Here is a 26981-nt window from a genome sequence, read left to right on the forward strand (position 1 = left end):
CTCTTGATTCTCTATGCATACGATGTACGATGATGCGTTTGCATACGCATTGCATTGTGCATTGTTCAACGGGTTCCGGGTCGATGCCCCGGTTGATTCCTCGTTGTGCTTCCAGCTTAGAACGGCGGCAGGGAGCCGCTGCGCGGTTTCGGTGAACACCAAGTGAACAGTCGCCCAACATTGCATGGCGGCCTCGACGGCGTACGCCGCCCGCTCGACGCCGCGCCGTTAGGAACAATAAAAATGAGGTCCGCCCCACATTGCGTGGAGCGGACCTCGAAGAAAACGCGGGTGCAACGCCGCCGCTGCGTGCCGCGCAGGGTGCCGCGCGGACGACGCCGCGCCCGATCAGCCGAAGCGGCCGGAGACGTAACGCTCCGCCTCCTCGTTCTGCGGGTTGTTGAACATCGTCGACGTATCGGCGAAGTACTCGAGATGGCCCGGCTGGCCGACCGCCTTGAGATTGAAGAACGCCGTATAATCCGCCACGCGCGCCGCCTGCTGCATGTTATGCGTGACGATGACGATCGTATAGTCGCTCTTGAGCTCCTCGATGAGGTCCTCGACGGCGAGCGTCGAGATCGGGTCGAGCGCCGAGCACGGCTCATCCATCAACAGCACCTGCGGATGCACGGCGACGGCGCGCGCGATACAGAGCCGCTGCTGCTGGCCGCCCGACAGGCCGATGCCGGGATTGTCAAGGCGGTCCTTGACCTCGTTCCACAGATTCGCGCCGCGCAACGCCCACTCGACGAGATCGTCGGCGTCCGACTTCGCGATCTTGCGGTTGTTGAGCGAGACGCCGGCGAGCACGTTCTGGCGGATCGACATCGTCGGGAACGGGTTCGGCCGCTGGAACACCATGCCGACGTCACGGCGCACCGCGACAGGGTCGACGTCCTTCGCATAGAGGTTCTTGCCTTCGAGCAGCACCTCGCCGGTCACATGCGCGCCCGGTGTGATCTCGTGCATGCGGTCGAGCGAGCGCAACACCGTCGACTTGCCGCAACCCGAAGGCCCGATGAAGGCCGTGACCTTGTTCGCCGCGATATGCAGGTTGACGTCTTCGACGGCGAGGAAATTGCCGTAGTAGATGTTGAGATGATTGACGTCGATTTGCTGTCCCATACGTTCCTTCCTTGACTGCCTGAACTGCCTTGCATGCGTATGCGTACGTCGTGCCGGGGCGCGCCCGCCTGCTCATTTCTTCTTCGGCGCGAAGACCTTCGCGACGATCCTGCCGATGAGGTTGAGAATGAGCACGATGACGATGAGCACGAGCGCGGCCGACCACGCACGTTCCATCGGGATGCCGGTGACGCAGCCGCTGCCGGCGTCCGCCGGACAGTTCGCGTGGTACTTCGAGTACTCCTGGTAGACGTAGACCGGCAGCGTCGTCATCTCCCCCGAGAACAGGTTCGCGTTCGTCGACACGATGTAGCCGGCCGTCATCAGCAGCGGCGCCGTTTCGCCGATGACGCGCGCGATCGCGAGGATCGAGCCGGAGACGATGCCGGAAAGCGCCGTGCGCAATACGACCTTCGTGATCGTGCGCTGCTTCGTGACGCCCAGCGCGAGCGACGCCTCACGCAGGTCGTTCGGGACGATCTTGAGCATCTCCTCGGTCGTCTTGACGACGGTCGGGATCATCAGCAGCGACAGCGCGACCGAACCCTCGAAACCGCTGAGCGTGCCGGGGCCGACGAGGATCGCGAACATCGAGTAGGCGAACAGGCCGGCGACGATCGACGGGATGCCGCTCATGACGTCGACGAGCAGATGGATCGTGCGCGCGAGCTTCGAGCCGCCGGCGTATTCGATCAGGTAGACGGCGCACATGACGCCGATCGGGATCGAGATGACCATCGCGCCGAGCGTGATCTCCAATGTGCCGACGATCGCGTGCAGGATGCCGCCGTAGCCGCCCGAAGGCGTCTGGTTGCCGCCGATGACGTTCGTCATGTTATGGGACAGGAAATCCCAGTTGAGGCGGCGCGCGCCGTGCACGAGCGTCGTCCACAGCACCGAGACGAGCGGGATCAGCGCGACGACGAAGGCGAGGATGATGAGCGCGCGCATCGCGACGTCCTTGCGTTTGCGCGCCGCCGTATACGAACGGGTCGGGTTGAACTTGTCGAAATCGATGGCCGGCGCCTTGTCGGCCTTAGGCGAGGACTGCGGTTGGGCCATCATTTGCTCGCTTTCTCGGTGATGCGCCGCGCCAGCAGGTTCACGAGGAACGTGATGACGAACAGCACGAGGCCGGTGCCGATGAGTACCGAGACGCCGATGCTGTCCGCCTCCGGGTACTGGGCGGCGATGTTCGCGGCGATCGTCTGGTTCTGCGACGCCTGCAGCAGATGGAACGAATACTTGAGCCCCGGCGAGAGGATCATCAGCACGGCCATCGTCTCGCCGAGCGCACGACCCAGACCGAGCATCGACGCCGAAACGATGCCCGAACGCGCGAACGGCAGCACCGAAAGGCGGATCATCTCCCACTTCGTCGCGCCGAGGCCGAGCGCGGCCTCCTCAAGCAGTTTCGGCGTCTGCAGGAAGATGTCCCGCGTGATCGACGTGATGATCGGCAGGATCATGATCGCGAGCACGAGCGCGACCGTCGCCACCGTGCGCGGCGGGTTCGCGGCGGGGCCGGCGAACAGCGGAATCCAGCCGAGATGCTCGGCGACCCAGTTCCAGAACGGGTAGATCGCCGGCACGAGCACGAGGCCGCCCCACAGACCGTAGATGACCGACGGGATCGCGGCGAGGATGTCGACGATGTAGCTGAGCGCGGCGGCGAGGCGCTTGGGCGCGTAATGCGAGATGAACAGCGCGATGCCGATCGAGACGAAGAACGCGATGACGAGCGCGAGCGCGGCAACGAGCACGGTGCCGAACAGCAGCGGGCCGACGTAGCCCCAGAAGTTCGTCGCGCGGCCGCCGGTGAAGTTCGCGATGACCTCGCCGTTCGTCCGCTGGTCGCCGCCGATGAGCGGCCATGCGCGGAACAGCAGGAACAGTGCGACGGCGGCGAGCACGACGAGGATCAGGATGCCGCAGGCGTAGGCGACGGCGCGGAAGACGCGGTCGGCCTTCTCGCCGCTGACCGGTTTCGTCAGCGACGACGCGGAGGATGAGGAGGGTTTCGATGCCGATGTCATGGGACTCATTTCACTTCCATCGCGTCCACGGACGCGCGCACGTATGCGGCGATGTTGTCGGGCAGCGGCGCCGAGCCGGTCGCCTTCATCGCCTGATCCTGGCCCTTCGCGCTCGTGACGTAGCCGAGCCACGACTTGGCGAAGCGCGCCGTGTTCTCGTCGCGGTATGCGGGGCAGGCGATGTCGTAGGAGACGAGCACGATCGGGTACGCGCCTTCGACGCTCGTCGTATGGTTGATGTCGAGGACGACGCGGTGTTCGCCGGGCGCCGATTCGTCGATCGTCGAATCGGCGACGGCCTTCGAGGCCGCCTCGGCCGAGATCTCGGTGTAGTCGTCGCCGACCTTGATCGCGACGGTGCCCATGCCGCCGGCCTGCGAGAAGTCGGCGTAACCGATCGTCCCGTTCGCCTGGTCGATCGTCGAGATGACGCCCGACGTGCCCTTCGCGCCCTGGCCGACGTCGTTCGGCCAGTTCTCGGACAGCTCGTACGGCCAGTCCTTCGGCGCGGCGGCCTTGACGTATTCGAGGAAGTTGAGCGTCGTGCCGGACTTGTCCGAGCGGTGCACGACGGTGATCGGCAGGTCGGGCAGCTCGAGGTCGGGGTTCTGCCTCCTGAGCGACGCGTCGTTCCAGCGCGTGATCTTGCCGTTGAAGATCCTCGCGACCGTCGCCGCGTCCATGTTGACGTGCCTGCCGGCGTCGGAGACGCCGTGCAGGTTGAAGACGATCGCCAACGGCGAGATGTACACCGGCACGTCGAAGGCCGTGCGGCCCGCGCACACCTGCTTCGACTCCTCGACCTGCCTCTCGTCGAGCGGCTTGTCGGAGCCGGCCCAGACGGTCGCGCCGGTCAGGAAGGTGACGACGCCGGCGCCGGAGCCGGACGGGTTGTAGGAGATCCTCGCATCCGGATTCGTCTTCTGGTAGCCGGCGATCCACGCCTCGACGGCGGTCTGCTGCGAGGATGCGCCGGCGCCGGCGAAGCTGCCCGAGACCGATGCGGCGTTCGATGCCGGGCGGTGCTCCGGATCGACGTTGTCCCCGCACGCCGCGCCGGCCGCGACGACGATGATGCCGCACAGCGCCGCGAGCGCGCGCCGGGCAAGATTGCTACGCATGTGGTGTCCTTTGGTCACGGTGCCATTCTATCCAACCAATCCAGTCTAGGGGACACCGTCGATGCACCCGCGCCCGGAACGTGAATTTAGCGTGAACGATCATTCTCCGATCCGGTAGCCGACGCCGCGCACCGTCGTCAGCAGCGCCGGATGCGCCGGATCGTCCTCGATCTTCGCGCGGATGCGCTTGACGTGCACGTCGAGCGTCTTCGTGTCGCCGACGTAGTCGCTGCCCCAGACGCGCGCGATGAGCTGATGGCGTGTGAGCACATGCCCTTTGTTGCGCAGCAGGTATTCGAGGACCTCGAACTCCTTGAGCGGGAACGCCGTCAGCTTGCCGCGCACATGCACCTCGTGCGACGCGACCGACATCTCGACCGGTCCGCAGCTGAGCGTCCTGACGGCGTCGGCGCGCGCGCCCTCGTCCTGGCCTTCGAGGCTGCGGCGCAGCACGGCGTGGATGCGCGCGAGCAGCTCGCGGAACGAGTACGGCTTCGTCACATAGTCGTCGGCGCCGATCTCGAGGCCGACGATGACGTCGTTCTCGGCCGACTTCGCCGTCACCATGATGATCGGCACGCGGCGCAGCTCGCGCATGCGCCGGCACAGCGTCGTCCCCGAGACGCCGGGCAGCATCAGGTCGAGCAGCACGAGGTCGAACTCCATCTCCTCGTAGAGCGCCCACCCCTCCTCGCCGGTGGACGCGCCGTAGGCCTCGTAGCCTTCGCGCGTGAGCTGGTAGAGCAGCGGATCGAGATACGACTGTTCGTCCTCGACGATCAGTATGCGGGTCATCGTATGTCCTCCTTGCGCTGATGGTCCGGAGCGTCCGCGGCTTCCGGTCCGTCCGGCGCCGCGGCGTTCTGCGCGAGCGGCAGCGCCACCGTGAACGTCGATCCCTCCCCCGGACGTGACCACAGCGTGATCCGCCCGTGGTTGGCGCGCACATGATGGTTGGCGATCGACAATCCCAGACCGGTGCCGCCGGTCAGCCGCGAGCGCGCCGGGTCGACGCGGTAGAAGCGTTCGAAGACGCGTCCCTGCAGCTGCTGCGGGATGCCGACGCCGTGGTCGACGACGCGAATGCACGCCTCGTCGCCGGCGCGCGAAAGCTCGACGGCGACGACGGCGCCCTCGGGCGAATAGTTGATTGCGTTCTCGATGATGTTCTTGAACGCGATGCGCATGCCGGCGGCGTCGACCTCGACCGGCAGCGGCATGTCGGCGGCGGCGTCGCGCAGCCGCACGACGGCGTGGCGCGCGGCCGCCGTGACCTCGGTGTCGGCGATCGCCTGCGCGACGAGCCCGCGCACGTCCACGGCGGCCGCCGACCGTTCGCCGCCGGCGTTCATGCGTCCCAGTTCGATCAGGCGGCGCACGAGCCCGTCGAGGCGTTTCGCCTCGACGCCGATGCGCGCGGCGAAATGGCGGATCATGTCGACGTCGTCGCCGGCGTCGCCGATCGTCTCGGCGAGCAGCATGATCGCGCCGACCGGCGTCTTGAGCTCATGGGAGACGTTCGTCACGAAGTCGCGGCGCACGCGGTCGACGCTGCGCCGGTAGCCGGTGTCGGCGCACACGAGCGTGATCCGTCCCGGCGCCGCCGGCTGTGTGGTCAATTGCGCGGTCGCGGCGACATGCATGCGATCCGCGCCGCGCACGAGCGTCAGCTCACGGTCGACGGGACGCTGCGCAGCCTCGTCCACGAGCGCGCGCACGGCATCGTCGGCGAGCATGCCGTCGACGACGATGCCGCGTTCGACGGCCGCCTCGTTCGCGACGAGCACGGCGCCGGAGACATCGGCGACGACGACGGCCTCCTCGAGCATCGCGAGCATGCGGCGTTCGGCGTCGACGGCGTCGGCGTCCGCGAGGCCCGCGAACAATGCGCGTGCGCTCGGCATGCGGTCGCGCGCACGCGCCGCGCCCGCACGGTAGGCGACGACGGCCGTCGCGGCCACGACGAGCACGGCTGCGACGGCGAGCGCCGCCGTGAGCGCCGGCGTCATCGGATCACATCCTGCACAGGATCTCGACGGCGAGCTTCGCCGCCGTGTCCGCGTAGGCGCTCACGTCGAAGGTCCTGAAATCCTCGTAGTCGGTGTCGGCGTTGTCGCTCATCGCGCGGATGACGAGCGCCGGCACGTCGTTGCGGGCGGCGACGTGCGCGACGGCGGCGCCCTCCATCTCGACGGCGTCGGCGTGCGTCTCGCGGATGACGCGTTCGACCTGCTCGGGCGAGTCGACGAAGTAGTTGCCGGAGGCGATGACGCCGTTGACGTGGTGGATGCCCATGCCGTCGAGCGCGGCCTCGGCGAGCGCGATGAGCGCGGGGTCGGAGTGGAACTCCTCGGTCCGCGGCTTCCACTGGCCGACGAGGCGCATGTCGGTGTCGAGGTAGCGCAGCGTCTCGCCGAGGACGATGTCGTTGATGTGCAGGTCCGGGTTGAGGTTGCCGGCGATGCCGGAGAACAGCACGGCGTCCGGCTGCGCGACGTCGATGAGACACTGCGTAGTCGCGGCCGCGTTGACGAGTCCCATGCCGCCGACGGTCACCGAGACGTTGAGTTCGCGTCCGTCGTGCGTCGGCAGCGTGCCGTGCGTGATCGTCAGGCTCGCTCGTCGCTCCTCGGTGACGTCGTTGAGCGAGGCGGCGATGTGCGAGGCCTCCTCCTCGAGCGCGCTGATGATGACGACGGTGCTGAAGCTGGCCATGGGTGTCCTTCCGTTGGTTCGGTTGATGATGCGTGCGTGCATGTTCAACGCCAGCGGCGGGCGCTGACGGCGTCGGCGAGTTCGTGCAGCAGGCGTTCGGTCTCGGGCCAGCTGATGCAGCGGTCGGTGATCGACCTGCCGTAGACGAGCTGGTCGAGCGGTCCCTCCGGCTGGTTGCCGCCTTCGATGAAGCTCTCCATCATGATGCCGGTGATGCCCTGCTCGCCGTCGGCGATGCGCGCGGCGATGTCGCGCACGACGGCGGCCTGACGCACCTCGTCCTTGCCGGAGTTGCCGTGCGAGCAGTCGATGATCAGGCCGTGCGCGGCCGCCGTGTCGGCGTCCATCGAGTCGCGGACCATCGCCATCGCCTCGTCGACCGATGCGGCGTCGTAGTTCGGGCCGTGGCTCGATCCGCGCAGCACGATGTGGCAGTCGGGGTTGCCGAGCGTCTCGACGGCGCAGGCGCGCCCCTGATGGTCGATGCCGAAGAAGGTGTGCTGGCGGGCGGCCGTGATGCAGCTGTTCATCGCCGCCTTGACCGAGCCGTCGGTCGCGTTCTTGAAGCCGATCGGCATGCTCAGGCCGCTCGCGAGCTGGCGGTGCACCTGGCTTTCGGTGTTGCGCGCGCCGATCGCGCCCCAGCTGATCGCGTCGGCGATGTACTGCGGGCTCGTCGGCTCGAGGAACTCGGTCGCGGCGGCGAGGCCGGCGCCGAGCACGTCGAGCAACGTCCGGCGGGCGAGCAGCAGACCCTTTTGGATGTTGTGGCTGCCGTCGATGTCCGGATCGTTGATCAGACCCTTCCATCCGACGGTGCTGCGCGGCTTCTCGAAGTAGACGCGCATGACGATGAGCAGTTCGCCCTCGAGCTCCTGCTTGACGTCGTAGAGCCGGCGCGCGTAGTCGAGCGCAGCCTTCGGATCGTGCACCGAGCACGGGCCGACGATGACGAGCAACCGGTCGTCCTGGCCGTAGAGGCATGCGCGGATCTCGTCTCGCGAATAGGCGACGATGTCCTGCGCGGACGCGTCGAGCGGCAGCGCGGACAGCACCTGCGCCGGCGTCGGCAGCGGATCAAGCTCCATGACGCGGCGGTTGATGATGCGGTCGATGCCGACGGCGTCCTCCCAATGCGGCAGATCCGGGATCGCCGTGAACGGGTTGCCGCCGGCGGCCATGACGGCGTGCACCTCGTCGAGCTTCGCCGACGTGTAGGTCATCGGCTCGCCGAGCTCGATCGCACGGCGGTGGTCCTCGCGGAACGTGTGCTTGGGCGTGCCGTCGCGGCGCGTGTCCTGATCACTCATAGACGATGCTCCTTCTTGTTTCGGCCTCAGCTTAGCAAGGGACGGCGCATGGCGCACGCGGATGGCTGCCATCCGCGTGCTCACTGCGGGCACACGGCGCGCATCAGCATCTGCGCGTAGGCCTGCGTGCCCAGTTCGTTCGGATGCGTGCCGTCGTCGTACAGGTATTCGGGGTGCGCGCCGGACAGCGCCGACCAGTCGATGACGCCGACGTTCGGATGCGCGTTCGCGGCGTCGATGAACAGCCGGTTCGTCTCGTCGATCCACGTTACAGGCGCGCGCGTCGTCAGGAAGTACAACGGCCGGCCGGCCGCCAGACGGATGACCTCGTCGACGCTTTCCTGCGTCGGCGGCCCGTTCGTGCCGAGCGCGAAGACGATGAGCTGGGGGTCCTCGCCCGCCAGATACCCGCGCAGCAGATCGACGCCGGTGCCGAACTGGCGGCTGACGGCGCCGTCGACGTGCGCGTTCGGGAAATGCTGCATGAGCGCCGGTGCGACGCCTTCGGTCACCGAATCGCCGATGACGAGCAGGCGCGCGTCGCAGGTCCCGGCCGCGGCGTCGCAGCGCCAGCGCGACGGATCGAGGTTGTCGGGGACCTTGAGCGCCTCGACCTTCGGCTTCGCCGGCTCCGGCGCGGCGGGGCGCGTCGCCGTCTCCTTCGGCTTCGGCGCGGGCTCCGCAGGCTCCGGCCCGCGCTGCGCGTCGAGCTCCTTCCTCGCCTGCTCGGCCGTCATGGCGAGTTCGGGACGCAGCGCGACGGCGCGTTCGTGCGCGAGCTGACGCCACGGCAACGGCAGCAGCATGATGACGATGATGACGACGCCGGTCACCGCGCCGATGAAGGCGCCCGGACGCTGCGTGCGCTCCGGGTTGTCGCGACGGCGGCGCGTCCACGGCAGCCACGGCGCGCCGCGCAGCGCCTCGACGCATTGGTAGAAGACCTCGCCGACGACGAGGATGACGACGAACTGACCGATCACGGCCCACCACGGCGTATGCACGCGCGTCGCCGGATTCATGACGAGCAGCAGCGGATAGTGCACGAGATACAGCGAGAACGACCGCGACCCCAGATAGACGAGCGCCTTGGCGCCCATCGCGCGTCCGAAGGCGCCCGGCGACATCCCGGCCCACAGCATCGCCGCCGTCAGCAGCGCGTAGAGCAGGAAGCCGCCACGGTACATCCATGCGGCAGAGGCATCGACGGCGAACATCGAGACAACGAGGACGGCCACGCACAGGAAGGCGGCCACGTCGACGACACTGCCGGTGGTGAGCGGCAGCACATGCGAGCCGATGCGCACGTCGCGCCGACGGTCGCGCCACGCCGCGGCGGACGGAGGGGCGCCGTCGGCGCGGTGCATGAGGACGGCGAGCAGCGCGCCGACGAGCAGCTCGGCGGCTCGCGTATCGAGACCGTAGTACATGCGCGACGTGTCATGCCCCGGCACGTACAGCACCGCCATCTCGACGCTCGAAGCCGCGACGAGCGCGGCGATCGTGCAGGCGCGCGCCCACTTGCGGCGCATGAAGCGCACGACGAGCGCGAGCAGCAGCGGCCACAGCAGATAGAACTGCATGATCAGGCTCGTGTACCACAGATGCGTCAGCGGCGACGGCAGTCCGGCGGCGTCGAAATACGAGACATGACGGAAGACGTACGACCAGTTGCTGTAGAACAGCGCGCTCGGGACGGCGTCGGCGCGCAGCTTGAGCAGCAGCGACGGCGCCCACATATAGACGACGGCGGCCGCGAACGCGATCGTCGTGAGCACCGGCGGCCAGATGCGTCGCGCGCGGCGCGCGACGAATCCCGGGTAGGAGCAGCGGCCCGACTCGAGCAGGCCGAGCAGTCCCCGCGTGATCAGGAAACCGGAGAGCACGAGGAAGACGGTGACGCCGAGGAAGCCGCCGACGGCGAGCGACGGGCGCGCATGGTAGAGCAGCACGCCGCCGATCGCGAGCGCGCGCAGGCCGTCGATGACGCGGATATGGCCGCCCGGCGCCGATTCGCGGCGCGCGACGGGACGGATGGACATGGCGGACGCGGACGTGCGCAGCTGCGACGCGTTGTCGCTGGCGATGATGCGTTGCATCGTGCGATGCGCTCGCTCAGGCTCCGCGCCGCGCGGCGACGGCGTCGGCGAGTTCGCGCAGCACCTGCTCGGTGCGGTCCCACGGCACGCAGGCGTCGGTCACTGACTGGCCGTAGACGAGCTGGTCGAGCGGCGCCGGCTTCTGGTGGCCGCCCTTGAGGAAGCTCTCCATCATGATGCCGAGGATGCCGCGCTCGCCCGCCGCGATGCGCGACGCGATGTCCTCGACGACGCGCGCCTCGACGACCTCGTCCTTGCCGCAGTTGCCGTGGGCGGCATCGATGACGAGGCCGTGGTCGCTCGGGCCGCTCGCCTTCGACGCCCTGAGCGCCTCGAGCGCGTCGGCCACCGAGACCGGGTCGTAGTTCGGGCCGCTGCTCGAACCGCGCAACACGAGATGGCAGTCGGGGTTGCCTTTCGTCTCAGCGGAGATGACCTGGCCGTCGAGGTTGACGGACAGGAAATGGTGTTCGAAGGCGGCCGTGTAGCATGAGTCGGCGGCGGGCTTGACCGAGCCGTCGGTCGCGTTCTTGAAGCCGATCGGCATGCTCATGCCGCTCGCCAGTTCGCGGTGCACCTGGCTTTCGGTGTTGCGCGCGCCGATCGCACCCCAGCTGACGAGGTCGCACAGGTACTGCGGCGTGATCGGGTCGAGCCATTCGGTCGCCGCCGGCAGGCCGAGCGACAGCACGTCGGTGAGCACCTTGCGCGCGAGCCACATGCCCTTGCGGATGTCGAAGCGTCCGTTGAGGTCGGGGTCGTTGATCAGGCCCTTCCACCCGATCGTCGTGCGCGGCTTCTCGAAGTAGACGCGCATGACGATCATCAGCCGGTCCTTGAGCTCCTCGTTGAGCGCGGCCAGCCTCGTCGCGTACTCGTGCGCGGCCTTCGGATCGTGGATCGAGCACGGGCCGACGATCGCGAGCACGCGGTCGTCGCGGCCGTGCAGGATGTCGCGGATCTGCCGGCGCGAGGACAGGACGAGCTCGCCCATCGCGTCGGTCAGCGGCAGCTCCTTGATGAAATAGCGCGGGGCCGGGATCGGGTCGAGCTGACGGATGTTGACGTCGACGGTCTCGGGGACCACGGCGCGCGCGTCGAGCACATTGTCCTGCGAACTGTCCGGACCACGAAGGGCTGCCATCGTTCGTTCCTCTTCTTCCTCTTATCGATCCTCTTGCTTCCTCATGCACGTTCCCGGGCGGGAAATCGGATACCCATACTAGGCCACATCCCCTGACGACCAGGCGCCGTGTATCACAAAGCGGCGCGCGGGTCCCGAAACCCGCGCGCCGCCTGCGTGGGCGTTCAGCGCGACGGCCGCCCCCGTCGGGGCGGAGATGTCACGCGAGCGCGCCCATCGGATCCCATGCCGGCAGCATCGTCGCCGGCTCGTCAAGCGCCTTGAGATACTCGTCGGGCAGCATCGCCTTCGGCACGGCCACCTCGAAGACGTACTGGTCGAACCAGTCGTCGCCCATCGTGAAGTAGCCCTTGTCGGCGATCTTCGTGCCCCACGAGTTCTCGACGCGCCAGCGGCGCGTCGTCGTGCCGTCGTCCTCGACGTCGACGCCGACGAAGGCCATCGCATGGTTCATCGCCGAATCGCCGAAACGCACGCGCTGCTCCTTCGTCATATCGAAGTCGACGCGGTACACCTTGCCGTACTCGAACAGGTCGGTCGCCCATGCGCCGTCGGCGCGGTCCATCATCGGATGGCAGTCGGCGCCGAACCACACCGGGATGCCCTGCTCGACGAGGATGTCGCGCACGCAGTCCTTCATGAACCGCACCGGCACGTTGAGGTATTCGGTCGGGTCGCCGCCGACGACGTTGCCCAGGTGCTCGATGCCGATCTTCGTGCCCTTCGCGTGCTCACGGCGCGGATCGTCGACGAGGCAGACGTAGCTTTCGAGATCGGCGGAGCCGACGTACCTGGCCCAGAACTCCTGCGGCGTGATCTCGCCGTCGCGGTGGAATACGCCGTCGGCGTCCGTCCACTCCCAGTGGAAGCGCTTCGGCGGCTCGCCGAGGTGGATCGTGAGCATGCGGTGGCCGGCCTCGACGGTTTCGCGCACGATGTCGTCGATCCGCGAGGGGTCGTCGACCATGTGCGCGACGGCCGTGTGCAGCAGGCGGCGCAGCTGCGTGTTCATCTCGCCGGTGTTCTTCGACGACTCGGTCTCCGGATACAGGTCCTTCGGCACGGCGCCGTATTTCTTGTAGACGTTGAGCGCCATCGTCCACTGGCCGCCGTCGCCCATGACGTCGGCGAGCATGTGCTGGAACAGGCGCGAGTCGATCGGTTCGCCGGCGCGGACCAGCCCGGCCATGTCGCCCATGAAGTAGTTGATGCGCTCGAGCTTGTCGTAGTACATCGCGTAGTTCTGCGAGAACTCGAACTCCTTGAGGTTCATGTTCCTCTTCGCGACGAAGCGCGCCACGTTGAGCGAGCTGAACAGCCAGCAGCGGCCCGAGCGGTCCTGATGGGTCGCCTCGCCGTTGTCGACGGTCGTCGAGAAGCGGCGCTGCAGCAGGCGCGCGCGGTCGTAGTTGCGCGCGACCTTGTCGATGCCGGCGCTCGTGACGGCGTTCATCGCCATGCGGTTGACGGGGTCGGAGTCGAAGTCGGCGGTCAGCTGGTTGAGTTCGTCGGCGGACAATGGGGTGGTTGCGGTCAATGGTGCTCCTTGCTTTTCTGGTTGTGGGCGGATTGCTATTGCCGGCGCGTGGCGCGCCTTCGACGTGCGACCGCCCGCGACGGCCGTGGCCACGGCCGTCGCGGGCGGTCGCACGATGGTTCGGCGGTCAGTCGGTCAGCTGCGTGGCGTCGAGGTCGCCGTCGGCCGCATCGAAGGCCGTCGTCGGCGCGTCGTCGACGGCGGCATGGCCGTCCGTGTCGGTCTCGGCCACGTCGATGACCTCGGTCGTGCTCTCCTCGACATGCGGCGCCGCGTCGGCCTCGCCGGCCTCGCCGGTGCCGTCCCCATGCTCGTGATCGGGCATCGTCGGCGCCGGCGGGACGATGGGCGCGTGCTGCGCGTGGTCGTCGATGAGCACCGTCGTGTCGGCGTCGCCGGCGTCATCGGCGTCGGCGTCGTTGTCGGATTCGACGAAGGCGTTGACGACGGACATGTTGTCGGTCGAATGCGCGTTGTCGACGCCGAGGCCGAAGCCGGCGAAGGCGTTCGCGAACATCGAACGCAGCTCGGAGACGCGCTGCGTGATGTCGGCCTCGCGGCTCTGCAGGTCGCCGATGCGCTTCGTCAGGCCGTCGAGTTCGGACTGCGCGGCGCGGCGGCGCTGCTCGATCTGGTTGCTCGCCTCCTCGCTCGCCTTGCGCACCGTCTGCGCGGACTCCTCGTCCGCCTCCTTGCGCTTGCGCGCGGCGTAGGCGTCGGCCTCCTCGCGGATCTGCTTCGCCTCGGCGATCTGCGTCTCGGCCTCCTCCTTGGCCTGCTGGCGGCGCTCCTCGAGGTTCTTGAGCAGCTCGGCGACCTTCTTCGTCGCCTCGTCCTGCTGCGCGGCGATGTCGGCGCGGATCTGCTCGACCTCGGCGTTGACCTGGCTCATCGTCTTCGTGCGGTTGACCTCGGCCGTGTCGGTGATCTCCTGCGCGTGCGACTTCGCGGAGTCGGTGATCTCGCCGGCCTTGCGCTGCGCCTCGGTCATCAGCTTCGAGACCTGTTCGCGTACGTCGGCGAGCTTCTTGTTCGCGTCGGCGAGCGCCGTCTCGATCTGGTCGTTCGTCTCGCTCTTGAGGCGCGCGATCTCCTCGTTCGCGCTGCGGCGCTGGTCGCTGATCTGCTGCGTCGCCTGCGCGCGCAGCTCGGCGAGCTCGCGCTCCTGCGACGCCTTCTCGGCCTCGAGTCGCTTGACGTGCTCCTCGCGCGAGTTCGTCAGCTCGAGGTCGAGCGTCTGGCGCTGCTCGCTGACCATCTTCGCCGTCGACGCCTTGAGCTGGCTCGCCTCCTGCTGCGCGTTCGTGATGATCGTCGTCGCCTCGTTCTGCGCGTTCTTGAGCATCGTGTCCGCCTTGGCCTGGGCGTCGTCGACGAGATGCTGCGCATCGAGCTTCGCGTTGTTGATCAACGTCTGCGACTGCGACTGCGCCTCGACCCGGGCGCTCGCCGCGTCCTTCTTCGCGCGTTCGAGCAGCTCGGTGCTCGTCTGTTCGGCGGAGGCGAGCATCTGCTGCGCGTTCGCGCCGAGCGACGCGAAGGAGTTGTCCGAGCTGGCCTTGCGGTTCTTCTCCTCCTGCAGCTGCGCCTGGAGCTGCAGCACGGTGTCGTCCCCGGCCTTCACCTGTTCGCGCAGACGGTCGATCGTCGTCTGCGCCGCAATCATCGCCTCATCCACACGTTCTTTGTCGTAGCCACGCAGCACGACCGGGAATCGCTCAACCATTAGTCATTCCTTTCGCGAAAGGGTGTTCGCAGGACCTTCATGTGCGTCGGCGACGCACATCCACAGCATGAACTCTAGTCTATGCATATCGCCGGGCGGTGCCGCAACACGCGGAAACTCACATTGAGCGCAAAACCGCGGCGCCACCGCGGCCATACGACTCATGGCCGGCGCATCGGCTTTCCCCCATCCTTCGACGGCAGTATGTGTGTGACCTCACCCACGAACTGCCATCTACAGCAGGATGTCCTCGCTCGTCGGCTGCAGATAGTAGCGGGCCGAGGCGCGCACGAGGTCCTTGCCTGCCTGGATCTGCTGGCGCAGCGACAGGCCGTGCTGCGGATGCGGCTGCTCGTTGACGAGCGGGAGGTTGACGAATCCGCCCATCGTGTCGCCGCGCTGCGCCGCCCATTCCTGCAGATGGTAGAACAGCGCATTGCAGACGAAGGTGCCGGCGTCCGAGCTCAGCGTCGCCGGGATGTCGTCCTTCGCGAAGGCGTTGAGGATCGCGCGCAGCGGCAGTCCGGTCCAGTACGCCGCCGGACCGTGCTCGTTGATGACGCGGCGCCCCGGAATGACGTTCTCGGCGTCGGGCCGGGTCGTGTCCTTGAGGTTGATCGCGCATCGCTCGAGCAGGATGCCGCGCGCCGCGCGTTTGAGCCCGGTCGCGATGACGATGTTCGGCTGCACCTGCTCGAGTGTGTCGTGCAGCTGCGCCCATCCGTTGCGGAAGCTGACCGGCACATGCACGGCATGCACGTCGATTGCGACGTCGTGCAGCGGGTCCTCGATGTTGTCCCGGTCGACGTCGACGCCTTCGTTCGCGAGCGCGTCGGGCACGACGAGCGACGGGTTCACGCTGACGCCCTCATAGGGGTCGAATCCGGAAATCACGACGGTAAGTTGCTCCATGTCTCCCCAGTGTAGACGCGCGGCGCAGATGCTGCAGTGTGAACGTACGTCAGCATAACCACGCGCCCCATAGTCGCGCGCCACCATGAACATCCGCCGCACCGGCATGCATCCCGCATGCATCTCTGCTGAGCGGTGGCATTTCGCGCGACTACCCCACCTATCAACCTCCAAAACCGCACGATTCCGCGGGGCATACTCGCCTACCCGCAGGAAAAATGCACCCTCCCAGCCGAGATACCAGCGAACCGCCACCCGACACGGACCTACACAGCCGTAGACACACGCACAACAACGCAAAACGCGGCGCACAGGAGCTGTACTCCCATGCGCCGCGTTCGTCTTCGCAGCTGATCCAGCGCAGCCGATTCAACTCAGCGCCTGCTGGAACATCGTGTGCACCTGCTGCTTGGCGGCTGCCTTCGTGATCTCGCCGGCGATGAGCGTCGCGAACGGCATGTCGTCGCGCGTCGTGACCTTCATGTTGAGCGGCGAGCCGCCGACGATCGCCACCGGCGTATCCGGCAGGTAGTCGACGACGACGCGCGTGTCGTCGGTCGGGCGGAAATCGGGGTCGTCGGACGCGAGCGCGTAGGCCTCGTGGATCGTCGCGAAGCGGAAGGCCTGCGGCGTCTGCGCGCGGTACGAGTGGCGCCGTTCGGGCACCGACTTGACGCCCTGCCGGTCGCCGAGGTCCTCGGTGAGCAGGATCGTGTCCGTCGACGGGCACGCGACGGTGGCCGCGTCGAACTCCTCGAGCGCGTCGATGCAGCCGTCGATCTGCGACTGCGTGACGAAGGGCCGCACCGAATCGTGGATGAGGATCTTCGCGTCGCCGGGCACGCCGGCGGCCGACAGCGTCTCGAGCGCCGCGGCCGTGCTGTCCGCGCGTTCGGCGCCGCCGTCGATGACGGCGCGCACCTTCGTGGCGCCGCCGTCGCGGATGAGCTGTTCGATCGCGGCTCGCACCTGCGCGTTGACGACGACGATGATGTCGCTGACACGCGCGTTGCGTTCGAAGGCGTCGATGCTCCACCCGACGATCGGCCTGCCGTCGATCGCGACGAGCTGCTTGGGGTTGTCGGGGTCGAAGCGCAGGCCCGAGCCGGCGGCGAGCACGACGGCGACGACCGGCGCATCGTGGCGTCCCTGAGCCTGCTCGCCGTCCGTTGTGGTCACGTTCTGTTGTTCCATGGTTGATCCTTTGCGAGAAATCCAATGGTTGGTCGGTGCGCGTTCACTGGCGCACGATGAGCGCGAGCATGCGCCCCTCGTGTTCCTTGTGCGCGAGCTGCGCGCGGCGGTGCGAGAACCACAGCGGGTTCTCGAGCGTGCACATGCTGTGGCGGATGCCCTTGATGCGTTCGTCGAGTTCGGGGTCGCCCTCGTTGTCCTCGCGGCACAGCTGCCGCAGTTCCTCATCCTGCGACAGGTACTGCGTGGCCGCGTTGACGCGCGGCTGCGACGAGAAGATGTGCTTCGGGGAGACGCCCGCCTCCTCGAGCGCCTGCAGAGCCGCCTTGTTGATGTCGATGCCGGGGCCGCCGAAGCGCGTGAGCGTGAAGGTGCCGGGGAACTTCGCGTCGAAGGCGTCGGCGATCTCGTCGCCGGTCTCGTAGCAGTCGCCGCAGATCGCCGGGCCGAGCGTCGCGAGGATGTGCGCGGGGTCGGCGCCCTTGTGCTTCATCATCCCGACCGTCTCGGCGATGACGCCGGCCATCAGACCCTTGCGCCCGCAGTGCGCGGCGGCGATGACGCCGGCGACCGGATCGGCGAGCAGCACCGGCAGGCAGTCGGCGGCGAACACGCCGAGCGCGATGCCGGTCTTCGTCGTCACCTGCGCGTCGCCTTCGATGATCTGCACGGCCCCGTCGACCGATTCGACGTCGTCGACGCCGTCGCTCGGACGCTGCACGGCGATCGCGCCGTCCTCCCCGCGCACGGCGGTGCGCTGCGTGCCCGAGGCGTCGAAGCCGAAGGTCGCGTTCTCGGTGAACACGTCGTCGGCGTCGACCGCCTTCGCCGAATGCACCTGGTTGATGATCGACAGCTTCGCGTGCAGCTCGTTCGCGAGCGCGTCGCGGTTCGCGCGCACATGCGCCGGGTCGTCGCCGGATTTGCCGCCGAGGTTGAAGTGCGCCCATTCGTCGGTGCTCACGCCGCCGAGTCGCGTCGTGTAGACGACGTTGATGCCGGGGGCGAGCACGATCGGGATCGTCACCGGGATCGGGTTGCCTTCGTCGTCGGTCGGTTCGATCGCCGAACTGTCGAGGATCGCGTCGTCGTACTGTTTGCCGTCGGCGTCCTTGGCGTCGTGTTCGCGCGCCGCCTTGTCCTGTTCCTCCATCGTCTTCTTGCCGTGCGCCTGCACCGCCTGCAGCAGGTCGTCGAGATCGATCTGCGTCGGCTGGTGCCCGGCGTCGTTGTGCTGTGCGCTCGCCCCATCCGGCTGCGCGTCATGTGCTGTTTCGCTCATACCGCTCACTTTAGCGCCTGACGCGCGCCGACGGACGACTCCCTAAGCTCAGGCAATAACGGACCGGCTATTCCGCTTTGAGCGTCGGCTTCTTCGTGCGCGAACGCAGCGCCGCGTTGACGGGCACCTCGACGTCGAGCGGCAGCGAGAAGACGTGGGCCGGGTTGTTGACCATCGGCACGTCGTTGCCGTCGGCGTCGCGGATGCCGTGGTCGGGCACGACGTAGACGAGCGGCGCGCGTCCCGGCAGCAGGAACTCGACGGTCTGCCCCGGCTCGATCTTGTTGCGGCTCATGATCGTCACGCGGCCGCCTTCGTCGGGGCTCCATCCGAGCGTTTCGCCGACGACGAGCCATTCGCGGAAGTACGCGCTGCGGTCGGTGTTCTGCGTCACCTTGCGCTCCGGATAGTAGAAGCCGGTGCTGTAGTCGCGGTGCGCGACCTTGTACGGCTCCTCCATCAGCCAATCGGGCAGTTCGATGTGCGGCGCCGGACGCACGGCGGCGTGCAGCCAGCCGTCGGCGGTCTCCTCGGCGTACGCGCGCTGGCGGTCGAGTCCGCTGCGGCGCGCCGCGCGGTTCGAGATCTCGTCGGTGGCGGCTGCAGCGGCCGCGTTCGCCATGCCGTCGGCGGCTTCGTCGGCGTCCGGCGCCTCTCCTTCGTCGTTCGCGCTGTCCCAGTTCGGCATGCCGCAGAACGCTGCGTCGGCGTTCACCATGATCGTATCGGCGCCGTCCAGGTCGTCAGCAGTCTCGCCGGCGCGCACGACGCGGTCATGGAACGGCTTGAGCTCGTTGCCGTCCTCGTCCTCGAAGCCGCGCTGCACCATGTATGCGTCGACGGCGGTCTTGTAGGCGTTCGTCATCGCGGCCACGTAGTACGCCGACTTCGAACGTCCTTCGATCTTGAGCGACGTGGCGCCCGAATCGATCAGATCGTCGATGTGCGCCATCATGTTCATGTCCTGCGAGTTGAACAGGTAGGTGCCTTGCTCGGTCTCTTCGACCGGGAACACCTGCCCGGGCCGTTTCTCCTCGACGAGCGAATACTTCCAGCGGCACGGCTGCGCGCATTCGCCGTGGTTTCCGTCGCGGCCGGTGAGGTAGTTCGAGATGAGGCAGCGGCCGGAGAACGCCATGCACATCGACCCGTGGACGAAGGTCTCGATGTCGAGGTCGTCGGGGATGTTCGCGCGGATGTCGCGCACGGCCTGCAGATCCATCTCGCGCGCGAGCACGACGCGCCGCGCCCCGAGCTCGTACAAGGCGTTCGCCGCGAGGTAGTTCGTGACGCCGGCCTGCGTGGACACATGCAGTTCGAGTTCCGGCGCGATGCGGCGCGCGAGCATCATGACGCCGATGTCGGTGACGATGAGCGCGTCGACGCCGGTCGTCTTGAGATCGTTGATGTACGCCTCGATCGCCGTGATCTCGTTGTTCCTCGGCAGGATGTTGAGCGTGACGTAGACGCGCGCGCCGCGTTCGTGCGCGTAGCGTGCGCCTTCGGCGAAGTCCTCGATGCTCAGGTTGCGCGGCGCTGAGCGCATGCCGAAGGCCTTGCCGCCGCAGTACACGGCGTCCGCGCCGTAGTCGACGGCCGTCTTCAGTCCGCGCAGGTTGCCTGCCGGCGCGAGCACCTCTGGTTTCACACGACGTTTCATGCCCGATTCCTCCTGTTGCCGCCGCGCGTGGCGATGTCCTTGCGCCCGCGCGACCCCGTTTTCGCCGCAGACCAGTCTAACCGCAACGCCACCCCGTCCGAAGCCGTCCCGCTTCCGTCCACATCCACGCAGCGTCCCGATCCATCGACCATCCCGACAGACCTACCCCACAACGGCCGGCTTCCGTCCCGATCCATCGACCCCACCGATAAACCGACCCGCGAAGCAGCCCGATCGGGGGCCGAATCGTCGAGGCCGACGACAAAACGCACCGCTCTCAGCCCGGTAACCGCCGCACACCGGCCCGCAACGCGACGGGCCGGTCCCACGCCACCTTCTGACGTGCGTGGGACCGGCCCTGCATACGCTGCCGAGATGTCAGCCGAGCGTCGCGAGCTCCTCCGGCGTCAGTTCAAGGTCGCCGGCCTTGAGCGAATCGAGGATCGTCGCCGGACGGTGCGCGCCCGGGATGACGAACACATGGTCGCCCTTGGCGAGCTCCCAGGCGAGCACTACCTGCTGGTAGCTGACGCCGCGGCGTTCGGCGATCGCGCGGAACGGATCGAACTTTGACTCGTCCTTCGGCTTGCGGAAGCCGCCGAGCGGGCTCCAGCACACGAAGCTGATGCCGATCCGGGCCGCATGCTCGAGCGTGTCCGCCGTCTCCGTGTAGATCGGCGAATACTGGTTCTGCACGGCGATCAGCTTCTCGCCGAGGATCTCCTGCGCGATGTCCATCTGTTCGATCGACGCGTTCGACACGCCCGCCTCGCGCGCCACGCCTTCGTCGACGAGCTGCTTGATCGCCTCGATCGATTCGCCGTACGGGATGCCCGGATCGGGCCGGTGGAAGTACAGCAGGTCGATCGTGTCCACGCCGAGCGCAAGCGCGCTTTCCTTCGCGCGCCGGATCAGGTTCTCCGGCGACCCGTCGACGGCCCATGTCGGCTTGCCGTCGGTGAAGTTGCGGTAGTGCCCGACCTTCGTCGCGATGAGCACCTCGTCCTTCGGGCCGTCCCAGCTGGCCATCGCCTCGCGCACGAGCTTCTCGCCGGTCTGCTCCTCGCCGCCCGAGCAGTAGTACGCCCACGCCGTGTCGACCTGGCGGCAGCCGGCGTCGAGCGCCGCATGGATCGTCTCGACGCCCATGTTCGGCCCCAGATTGTTCTCAATGGTCAGCGGCATTTCGCCCAGACCGATCGCCGTCGTGTCGAACGGCCCCAAGTTCCTGTGCAGTACCATCGCTGCTCCTTCGCGGTTGTTGACGATTCGGCGCGGCGCCCCATACGGCGCGCGCCCCGTCACCATCATAGAAATCGCCCGGTAATTCCCGCACCGCACGCCGCACGCCCCCGCGTCGCACGCCCCTGCGCGGGGCTCAGCGTCCGCCGCCGCCCCAGCCCGGCTGTTCCAGCCGCCCGATCCGCCGCTGAACGCGCCGGACGCCGCCGAGAGCACCTGCGCGACGTCGCCGAAGCCGACCGCGAACCGCGCGCCGAGATCGACGAAGTCCCCGACCATCGGCACGCCGTCGCGCAATCCGCCGCCATACATGCGGCCGCGGCGGAACGAACGGTCCATCCAGTAGACGAGCGAGTAGCCGTCGCCGCCGGCGGACGCCCATGCGGGATCGGTCAGCTGCGGATAGGCGGCCGTCAGCTGCGCCATCGCCTTGTCGGCGATGCCGAACGCGGCCGCGTACACCATGTAGCGTCCCCACAGTTTCACGTCGAGCACGCCGCGGTCGGCGAAATGGCTGAAGTCCTCGAGATATCTGCCCAAGCCCCGCACCTGCGCCGCAAGCCGCATGCCGCGCTCGTCGACGTCGTACTGCGTCTGCCCCATCAGCTGCACGCCGGCGAGCGCGGCGAACACGACGACGATGACGATCGGCAGCAGTATGCCGCCAGCGCCCCACAGCCATATCAGCGCCGCGAGGAACGCGCACGCGTAGGAGAGGACGGCGCAGACGCGCGCTCCCATCGACCGCTTCGGGAACACGCCGAGCGCGCCCATCTCGGCGACGCAGCGCCCGTAGAAAGACCGCGACAGTTCCTGCGCGTCGCCTGCGTCCTTGAGACACCGCGAGAACTGTTGCGTGTCGAAGACAACCGAGTTCAGCTGCCGGCCGACCGCATGCAGCATGTCGAGCGCGGCGCGCTCCGACATGCACAGCCGCCGCTCGCACGCCGCCATGTCGAAGGCGCGCGGCAGCAGCACGATCGTGCTCGTCGTGTCGGCGTCGCGTCCCCCGCCGCGCGACATGACCATCCGCGCGAGCGTCGCCGCGTCCGTCCTGAGCAGATCGATGCCGCCGTACATGTCCACCGTGCCCGGATACATGCGCGCGAAGCCCTTCGTCACGAGCGAGAGCATCGTCGCGCTCAGCTGGCGGCCGATGAGCCTGCGGTCGGTGGCCACGCCGTTGACGGTGTCGTAGACGAGCGCCGCCGCGCCCGGGCTTATCGGCGGCAGCCCGCGCCAATACGGCATGATGGCCTCGAGGCGACCGCGGAGCCTGCCCTGCCTGAACACGGAACGCATGCCGATCGCGGCGATCACAGCGGCGGCGAGCAGCAGCATGCCGGACACGACGAGCAGTCCGCGCGCCGACGACTGCTGTTCGTTGCGCCATTTCGTCTCGCGTCGCCGCTCCTGTTCGTTGAGCTGGCTGCCGCTCGCCGTGTCCGTCCTGGCCGGCCGCGCCACGCTGCCCTCCGGCAGCATCGCCGTCAGCTGGACGTATGATTTCGTGCGCACGCCGTCGATGCCGAACGTGAACATGCCGTCGTGATACGCCGTCGTGGACTTGCCGTCGTAGTGCACCCACATCGTCGAATTCTCCGCGTCGACGGCCTGCGGGAAGCGCACCGTCGCCGAGAACCGCCGGATAGGCGAGTCGTTCGTCTCGTCCACCGGCTGCCAGTTGAAGACGTCGTTGCCCTGGCAGGCGGTGACCATGCCGGCGAGCGTCATCGTCACCTCGATCCTCACGCTCTTCGCCGACTTCGTCACCGGGATGTTCCAGCCGATCTCGACGTTCTTCTCGATCGACTGCGACGAGCCGGCGCGCACGCCGTCCGTGCGCGAATCGTACGAGTGCGGCATGTCCGCCGTGATGTACCACTGGCGCGCGTGCCGCACGTCCCATGTGGCGTCGGAGGACAGGCTCGCGTCCACCGGATCTCCTTGCGTATACGTCTCGCCGGTGCTCAGGTTGCGCACGCCCTCGACGGACACGTTCGTCACGCCGGCCGGCGACAGCGGGATCGTGCGGTACAGCTGTTTCCATGTCTTCGACGATCCGCGCTTGCCCAGCCGGTAGTCGAGCGTCATCGTCACGCGCGTGTTGCCGTTGTCGAGCACCTGCACGTCGTAGGACGTCTCGTTGTAGGAGAGCGGCGCGGACGTCGACTGCCCCCTCACGGCGGTCGCGAGCACGAGCAGCACGCCGAGCGCGGCGAGCAGCAGGCTCGCCAGCACGATGTTCTTCGTCCGTTTGGTCATATGCGTCCCCCGACGTTCGCTGTGAGCGCCGTGAGTGGCCCCCATCGGATGTGAGCATCATACCGGTGCGCACGCGACAGCCCCCGCCCGCAAAGGGCGAGGCCGCCGTCACCGGCCGCCGAAGGAGCCGCCGCCGGAACCACCCGACGAGCCGCCGAATCCGCCGCCGGAGAAGGAGCCGCCCGAGCCGCCCGACGAGGACGACGGCGCGGCCGCCGAGATCGTCGACTGCACCGACGCCATGCCCGAGCTCAGCTGGGAGCCGAAATCGACAAAACCGCCGGAGAACGCGCCGAAGCTGCCGCCGGCGAGCGCCGAGCCAAGCGACGCGCCGACGATCGTGCTCGGTCTGGCCGACCAGAACAGCACGCCGGAGGCGGCCGCGTTGTCGTCGAGCCATGCGGCGTCGTTGACCTGCGGATAGGCGGCCGCAAGCTGCTGCAGCACCTTGCGCGACACGCCGAGCGCGGCCGCGTACACGAGGTATCTGCCCCACAGCGTCACGTCGAGCACGTCGCGGTCGGCGAACGCGCTGAAGTCCTCGAGGTAACGCTCGAAGCCGACGAGCTCGCCGATCGTGCGCTGCCCGGATTCGGTGATGCGGAAGTCCTTGTGCAGGATGCACGACAGCAGGCCGCAGAAGACGGCGGGCAGGCTCAGGCAGCAGGTCAGCAGCACGTTGCCTTCGAGCGCCATGAAGTAGACGCCGGCGAGCACGCCGATGACGATGTCGAAGATGCCGAGCGTGACCGCGGCCGGCGATGCGCCCTGCAGCGCGCCGAGCGCGTCGCATTCGTCGTCGCAGGCCTCGGTGAACAGCTCGACCGACAGGTGGCCGTCCTCCCACTGCCGGAACGCCTTGTTCATCTGCTTGATGTCGAACACCGGCGTGTGCAGCCGTTCGTACGCCTCGCGCAGGATGCCCAGCAGCCGCTGCTCCGACCTGCACAGTTCGGGGGCGCCGCCGTAGCCGTCGGTGATCGTCGAGCCGAACACGCGCGGCAGCAGCACGATCGTGCTCGTCTTGCCGAGCTTCCTCGGATTCGTCCCGTCCGACGCGAGCAGCCGCGCGATGTCGGCGGCGCCGACGCGGCTCAGGTCGATGCCGGCGTAGCGTTTCGCCTCGCCCGGATACACGGCGATGTACTTCTTGTCGATGAGCGACATCATCGTCGCCGCCATCTCGCGCGACGTGCGCGTCGCGGACGGCGCGCGTCCGATCCTCGTCCACATGACGGCGGCCGCGCCCGGCGTCATCGCCGGCACGTCGCGCCAGTAGTCGATGTCGCTCGTCAGCCGTGCTGCGCGCCGCGAGCGCAAGGCCGCGCGGATGCCGAAGAAGCTCAGCAGCGCGACGGCGATCGCGACGGCGATCCAGACGCACAGCCGGATGACGGCGCGGCGGTGCTGCCGGTCGTGCCATTCGCGTTCCTGACGCGTCTCGTCGTCGATCGTCCACTGCTTCGCGTCGCCGTCGACGTGGCGCGCGACGTCGCCGACATGCGCGTTCGTCATCATCGCGACGAGGTCGAGGTGCTGCTTGGAGCGCACGTTGTAGGCGGTGAACTCGAGGCCTCCGGGGATGCGTTTCGTGGTCGAGTTGCCGGAGTAGTGCAGCCACGCCCACGAATCGCCCTCGCCGACGCCCTCGGGGAAGGTCACCTTCGCACGCACGACGCCGATCGGCGTCATGTTCTCCGGACCGAAGGGCTCCCATTGGAACTTCGTGACGTCGTTGTATTCGGTCGCGACGCCCTCCCATGTCATCGCGATCTCGAAGCGCATGCTCTTCGCCGAATTGGTCGCCGGGATGTTCCAGCCTATCTCCACGTCCTTGTCGCGCGGCCGTTCGAGGTCGTCCTCGTCATCGGCGGCGTCCGGGGAGGCCGTCGCGGCCTGCTCGTCGAGGCCCATCTGGGCGCGCGTGCGCGATTCGAGCCCGTCGGCGGCCGGATCGTAGGGTTTGGGCGACGACGCGCCCGAGGTCACGTCGGCGATGTACCAGTGCTTCGCGTATTCCTTGTTCCATTCGCCCGTCGAAAGGTACTTGGGGTTCTTCGGCACGGTCTGCGCGTACTCCTCGCCGGTGCTGAGGTTCCTCACGCTGATGTCGGTGATGTTCGTCAGCTGCGACGCCTTGAGCGTGTAGGTCTGGTACAGCTGCTTCCACGGGATCACGTCGTCGTCCGAGTCCTCGCGTTCATGCAGCCGCACGTCGATGGTCTCCGTGATGCGCAGGTCGCCGTCGTCGAGCACCTGCACGTCGTAGTCGAGCGCGTTGTATTCGAGGTCGGACGAGTTCGACTCCTTCGCGATCAGGAATCCGACGCCGAACACGAGCGCGCAGATGACGACGGTCCAGATCACCGAACTCAGCATCGACAGCCATACACGTTTCTTCATGATTCTCCCTGCACGTGCGTTTCCTCTGATCCCTCCGATTATCCCGACCATCGCCCGCCGGCCGCTCGCTTTTCTCAAAATCAACCCCGCCGTCGGCATGACGGCCGCCGACCCGCCGCATGCCGTTCATCTTGCGCCGTATGGATCCGAGAACATATACGGATCCGAAAACGACGGGGCGGTGGCGACGCCTGTCGTGCGCGTCGCCACCGCCCCGGATCGTTCAGGTCGGATCGCCCCGTCAGTACTGCGGGTAGCCGCCTGTCTGCGGACCATCCGCAGTCGGATACTGCGGATAGCCGCCGTTGTTCGCCGGCGGCTTCTGCATCGGCTGGGACGGCTGCATCGGCTGAGGCTGCGCGGTCGGCATGCCCGGCTGCGCCATCGGCGGCTGCTGCGGCTGCGCGAAGCTCACCTGCGGCACCTGGCGGTCGGCCTCGTCGACGTTGAAGTACGCGGCTTCGACGAAGTGGCACATGCCGGCGACGATGTTCGACGGGATCGTCTGGATCCTGGTGTTGTACTTGAGCACGACGTCGTTGTAGAACTGGCGTCCGTAGGCGATCTGCTCCTCGATCTGCGCGAGCTGCCGCTGCAGCTCCATGAAGTTGGCGTTCGCCTTGAGGTCGGGGTAGGCCTCGACGACGGCGCGGAGGTTGAACATCGCGCGCGACAGCTGGTTCTCGGCGTTCATGCGGCTCGCGAACGACGCGTTCGGCTGGCTCGCGGCGCTCACGGCGTTGGCGCGCGCCTGCGTGACCTGCGTGAGCACGGCGTTCTCATGCCCGGCGTATCCCTTGACCGTCTCGACGATGTTCGGAATGAGGTCGGCGCGTTTCTTGAGCAGCACGTCGACCTGTGCCCAGCCGTTCGTGACGCGGTTGCGCAGCTGCACGAGCGAGTTGTAGGTCGTGACGAACCAGATCACGAGCACGAGGATGATCGCCAGGATGACGATCAACGCGATGATGGGGCCGTTCATAAGCGGTTCTCCTTGATTTGCGAAGGGCGCGACGGCGGCATGCGTCGCCGTCCGCCATCCCGGTACTGCCCCGATTATCGCACGGTCAGCCAACAACGTCGCGCCGCGTCCCAGATCTGCGCGCACGCCCGTACGTCCGCGGCGGCCCTTCCGACATGCCCGTCGACCCCCCGTCAGCCGACGTCCGCCGTCGGCGCAGCGACGCGCCCGCCGCCGGCATGTCCT

The 26981-nt window shown here is 67.7% G+C and carries 18 protein-coding genes and 2 pseudogenes; all 20 read right to left on the minus strand.

Annotated elements, in window-relative coordinates; all coding sequences use genetic code 11:
* Positions 1 to 348: 348 nt before the first annotated feature.
* Entirely contained in the window at positions 349 to 1128 is a 780-nt protein-coding gene (gene pstB / locus B1400_RS00815) for a phosphate ABC transporter ATP-binding protein PstB (protein WP_095612580.1), read from the minus strand.
* A gap of 72 nt (positions 1129 to 1200) precedes the next feature.
* Positions 1201 to 2193, minus strand: coding sequence for a phosphate ABC transporter permease PstA (pstA, locus tag B1400_RS00820; protein WP_095612581.1), 993 nt, complete (start codon positions 2191 to 2193; stop codon positions 1201 to 1203).
* Positions 2190 to 3164: a phosphate ABC transporter permease subunit PstC gene (gene pstC, locus B1400_RS00825; RefSeq protein ID WP_095612582.1), complete on the minus strand. Its 975-nt coding sequence runs from the start codon at positions 3162 to 3164 to the stop codon at positions 2190 to 2192. Before pstC ends, pstA begins: the two co-directional genes overlap by 4 nt.
* Positions 3165 to 3169: 5 nt before the next feature.
* Positions 3170 to 4285: a phosphate ABC transporter substrate-binding protein PstS gene (locus tag B1400_RS00830; protein ID WP_095612583.1), complete on the minus strand. Its 1116-nt coding sequence runs from the start codon at positions 4283 to 4285 to the stop codon at positions 3170 to 3172.
* A 99-nt stretch (positions 4286 to 4384) separates the two neighbouring features.
* Positions 4385 to 5080 carry a response regulator transcription factor gene (locus tag B1400_RS00835; protein ID WP_095612584.1) on the minus strand — a complete coding sequence of 232 codons (696 nt, stop codon included), beginning with the start codon at positions 5078 to 5080 and terminating at the stop codon, positions 4385 to 4387.
* Positions 5077 to 6294 (minus strand): sensor histidine kinase, encoded by a 1218-nt coding sequence (locus B1400_RS00840; protein ID WP_095612585.1) that lies wholly within the window; start codon positions 6292 to 6294, stop codon positions 5077 to 5079. Before B1400_RS00840 ends, B1400_RS00835 begins: the two co-directional genes overlap by 4 nt.
* A gap of 4 nt (positions 6295 to 6298) precedes the next feature.
* Complete coding sequence (gene mtnN, locus B1400_RS00845; protein WP_095612586.1) at positions 6299 to 7000, minus strand: 5'-methylthioadenosine/S-adenosylhomocysteine nucleosidase; 702 nt, start codon at positions 6998 to 7000, stop codon at positions 6299 to 6301.
* A gap of 44 nt (positions 7001 to 7044) precedes the next feature.
* On the minus strand, positions 7045 to 8223 hold the full coding sequence (locus tag B1400_RS00850; protein WP_095612613.1) for a 3-deoxy-7-phosphoheptulonate synthase: 1179 nt from the start codon (positions 8221 to 8223) through the stop codon (positions 7045 to 7047).
* Positions 8224 to 8390: 167 nt separating this feature from the next.
* The gene (locus B1400_RS00855) at positions 8391 to 10409 is read right to left on the minus strand and encodes an acyltransferase family protein (protein WP_095612587.1); all 2019 of its coding nucleotides are present in this window, start codon (positions 10407 to 10409) and stop codon (positions 8391 to 8393) included.
* Positions 10410 to 10425: 16 nt separating this feature from the next.
* Positions 10426 to 11553 (minus strand): 3-deoxy-7-phosphoheptulonate synthase, encoded by a 1128-nt coding sequence (locus B1400_RS00860; RefSeq protein ID WP_095612588.1) that lies wholly within the window; start codon positions 11551 to 11553, stop codon positions 10426 to 10428.
* 199 nt (positions 11554 to 11752) lie between these two features.
* Entirely contained in the window at positions 11753 to 13090 is a 1338-nt protein-coding gene (locus B1400_RS00865; protein WP_095612589.1) for a C1 family peptidase, read from the minus strand.
* A 127-nt stretch (positions 13091 to 13217) separates the two neighbouring features.
* On the minus strand, positions 13218 to 14816 hold the full coding sequence (locus B1400_RS00870; protein ID WP_235607238.1) for a cell division protein: 1599 nt from the start codon (positions 14814 to 14816) through the stop codon (positions 13218 to 13220).
* Between the two features lie 234 nt (positions 14817 to 15050).
* A complete protein-coding gene (locus tag B1400_RS00875) occupies positions 15051 to 15728 on the minus strand; it encodes a pyroglutamyl-peptidase I (RefSeq protein ID WP_095612590.1) in 678 nt (225 codons plus the stop codon).
* A 369-nt stretch (positions 15729 to 16097) separates the two neighbouring features.
* Positions 16098 to 16922 (minus strand): IspD/TarI family cytidylyltransferase, encoded by an 825-nt coding sequence (locus B1400_RS00880; RefSeq protein ID WP_095612591.1) that lies wholly within the window; start codon positions 16920 to 16922, stop codon positions 16098 to 16100.
* Between the two features lie 43 nt (positions 16923 to 16965).
* A complete protein-coding gene (locus B1400_RS00885) occupies positions 16966 to 18075 on the minus strand; it encodes a polyphenol oxidase family protein (RefSeq protein WP_095612614.1) in 1110 nt (369 codons plus the stop codon).
* A gap of 196 nt (positions 18076 to 18271) precedes the next feature.
* Complete coding sequence (locus B1400_RS00890; RefSeq protein WP_095612592.1) at positions 18272 to 19864, minus strand: peptidase U32 family protein; 1593 nt, start codon at positions 19862 to 19864, stop codon at positions 18272 to 18274.
* A gap of 378 nt (positions 19865 to 20242) precedes the next feature.
* A complete protein-coding gene (locus B1400_RS09870; protein WP_235607242.1) occupies positions 20243 to 21106 on the minus strand; it encodes an aldo/keto reductase in 864 nt (287 codons plus the stop codon).
* Positions 21107 to 21532: 426 nt separating this feature from the next.
* Positions 21533 to 23416: pseudogene (locus tag B1400_RS09875) on the minus strand (DUF2207 domain-containing protein); the annotation flags it as partial.
* Positions 23417 to 23479: 63 nt separating this feature from the next.
* Complete coding sequence (locus B1400_RS00900; RefSeq protein ID WP_162288144.1) at positions 23480 to 25774, minus strand: DUF2207 domain-containing protein; 2295 nt, start codon at positions 25772 to 25774, stop codon at positions 23480 to 23482.
* Positions 25775 to 26180: 406 nt separating this feature from the next.
* Positions 26181 to 26756: pseudogene (locus B1400_RS00905) on the minus strand (LemA family protein); the annotation flags it as partial.
* Positions 26757 to 26981 lie beyond the last annotated feature (225 nt).

This window comes from Bifidobacterium italicum (assembly GCF_002286915.1).
In the GTDB taxonomy this organism is placed as follows: Bacteria; Actinomycetota; Actinomycetes; order Actinomycetales; family Bifidobacteriaceae; genus Bifidobacterium; species Bifidobacterium italicum.

Excerpts from the sequence above, each read along its gene's own strand:
- pstB (WP_095612580.1), bottom strand. The coding sequence starts at position 1,128 with ATGGGACAGCAAATCGACGTCAATCATCTCAACATCTACTACGGCAAT.
- pstA (WP_095612581.1), bottom strand. The coding sequence starts at position 2,193 with ATGATGGCCCAACCGCAGTCCTCGCCTAAGGCCGACAAGGCGCCGGCC.
- pstC (WP_095612582.1), bottom strand. The coding sequence starts at position 3,164 with ATGACATCGGCATCGAAACCCTCCTCATCCTCCGCGTCGTCGCTGACG.
- B1400_RS00830 (WP_095612583.1), bottom strand. The coding sequence starts at position 4,285 with ATGCGTAGCAATCTTGCCCGGCGCGCGCTCGCGGCGCTGTGCGGCATC.
- B1400_RS00835 (WP_095612584.1), bottom strand. The coding sequence starts at position 5,080 with ATGACCCGCATACTGATCGTCGAGGACGAACAGTCGTATCTCGATCCG.
- B1400_RS00840 (WP_095612585.1), bottom strand. The coding sequence starts at position 6,294 with ATGACGCCGGCGCTCACGGCGGCGCTCGCCGTCGCAGCCGTGCTCGTC.
- mtnN (WP_095612586.1), bottom strand. The coding sequence starts at position 7,000 with ATGGCCAGCTTCAGCACCGTCGTCATCATCAGCGCGCTCGAGGAGGAG.
- B1400_RS00850 (WP_095612613.1), bottom strand. The coding sequence starts at position 8,223 with ATGACCTACACGTCGGCGAAGCTCGACGAGGTGCACGCCGTCATGGCC.
- B1400_RS00855 (WP_095612587.1), bottom strand. The coding sequence starts at position 10,409 with ATGCAACGCATCATCGCCAGCGACAACGCGTCGCAGCTGCGCACGTCC.
- B1400_RS00860 (WP_095612588.1), bottom strand. The coding sequence starts at position 11,553 with ATGGCAGCCCTTCGTGGTCCGGACAGTTCGCAGGACAATGTGCTCGAC.
- B1400_RS00870 (WP_235607238.1), bottom strand. The coding sequence starts at position 14,816 with ATGGTTGAGCGATTCCCGGTCGTGCTGCGTGGCTACGACAAAGAACGT.
- B1400_RS00875 (WP_095612590.1), bottom strand. The coding sequence starts at position 15,728 with ATGGAGCAACTTACCGTCGTGATTTCCGGATTCGACCCCTATGAGGGC.
- B1400_RS00880 (WP_095612591.1), bottom strand. The coding sequence starts at position 16,922 with ATGGAACAACAGAACGTGACCACAACGGACGGCGAGCAGGCTCAGGGA.
- B1400_RS00885 (WP_095612614.1), bottom strand. The coding sequence starts at position 18,075 with ATGGAGGAACAGGACAAGGCGGCGCGCGAACACGACGCCAAGGACGCC.
- B1400_RS00890 (WP_095612592.1), bottom strand. The coding sequence starts at position 19,864 with ATGAAACGTCGTGTGAAACCAGAGGTGCTCGCGCCGGCAGGCAACCTG.
- B1400_RS09870 (WP_235607242.1), bottom strand. The coding sequence starts at position 21,106 with ATGGTACTGCACAGGAACTTGGGGCCGTTCGACACGACGGCGATCGGT.
- B1400_RS00900 (WP_162288144.1), bottom strand. The coding sequence starts at position 25,774 with ATGAAGAAACGTGTATGGCTGTCGATGCTGAGTTCGGTGATCTGGACC.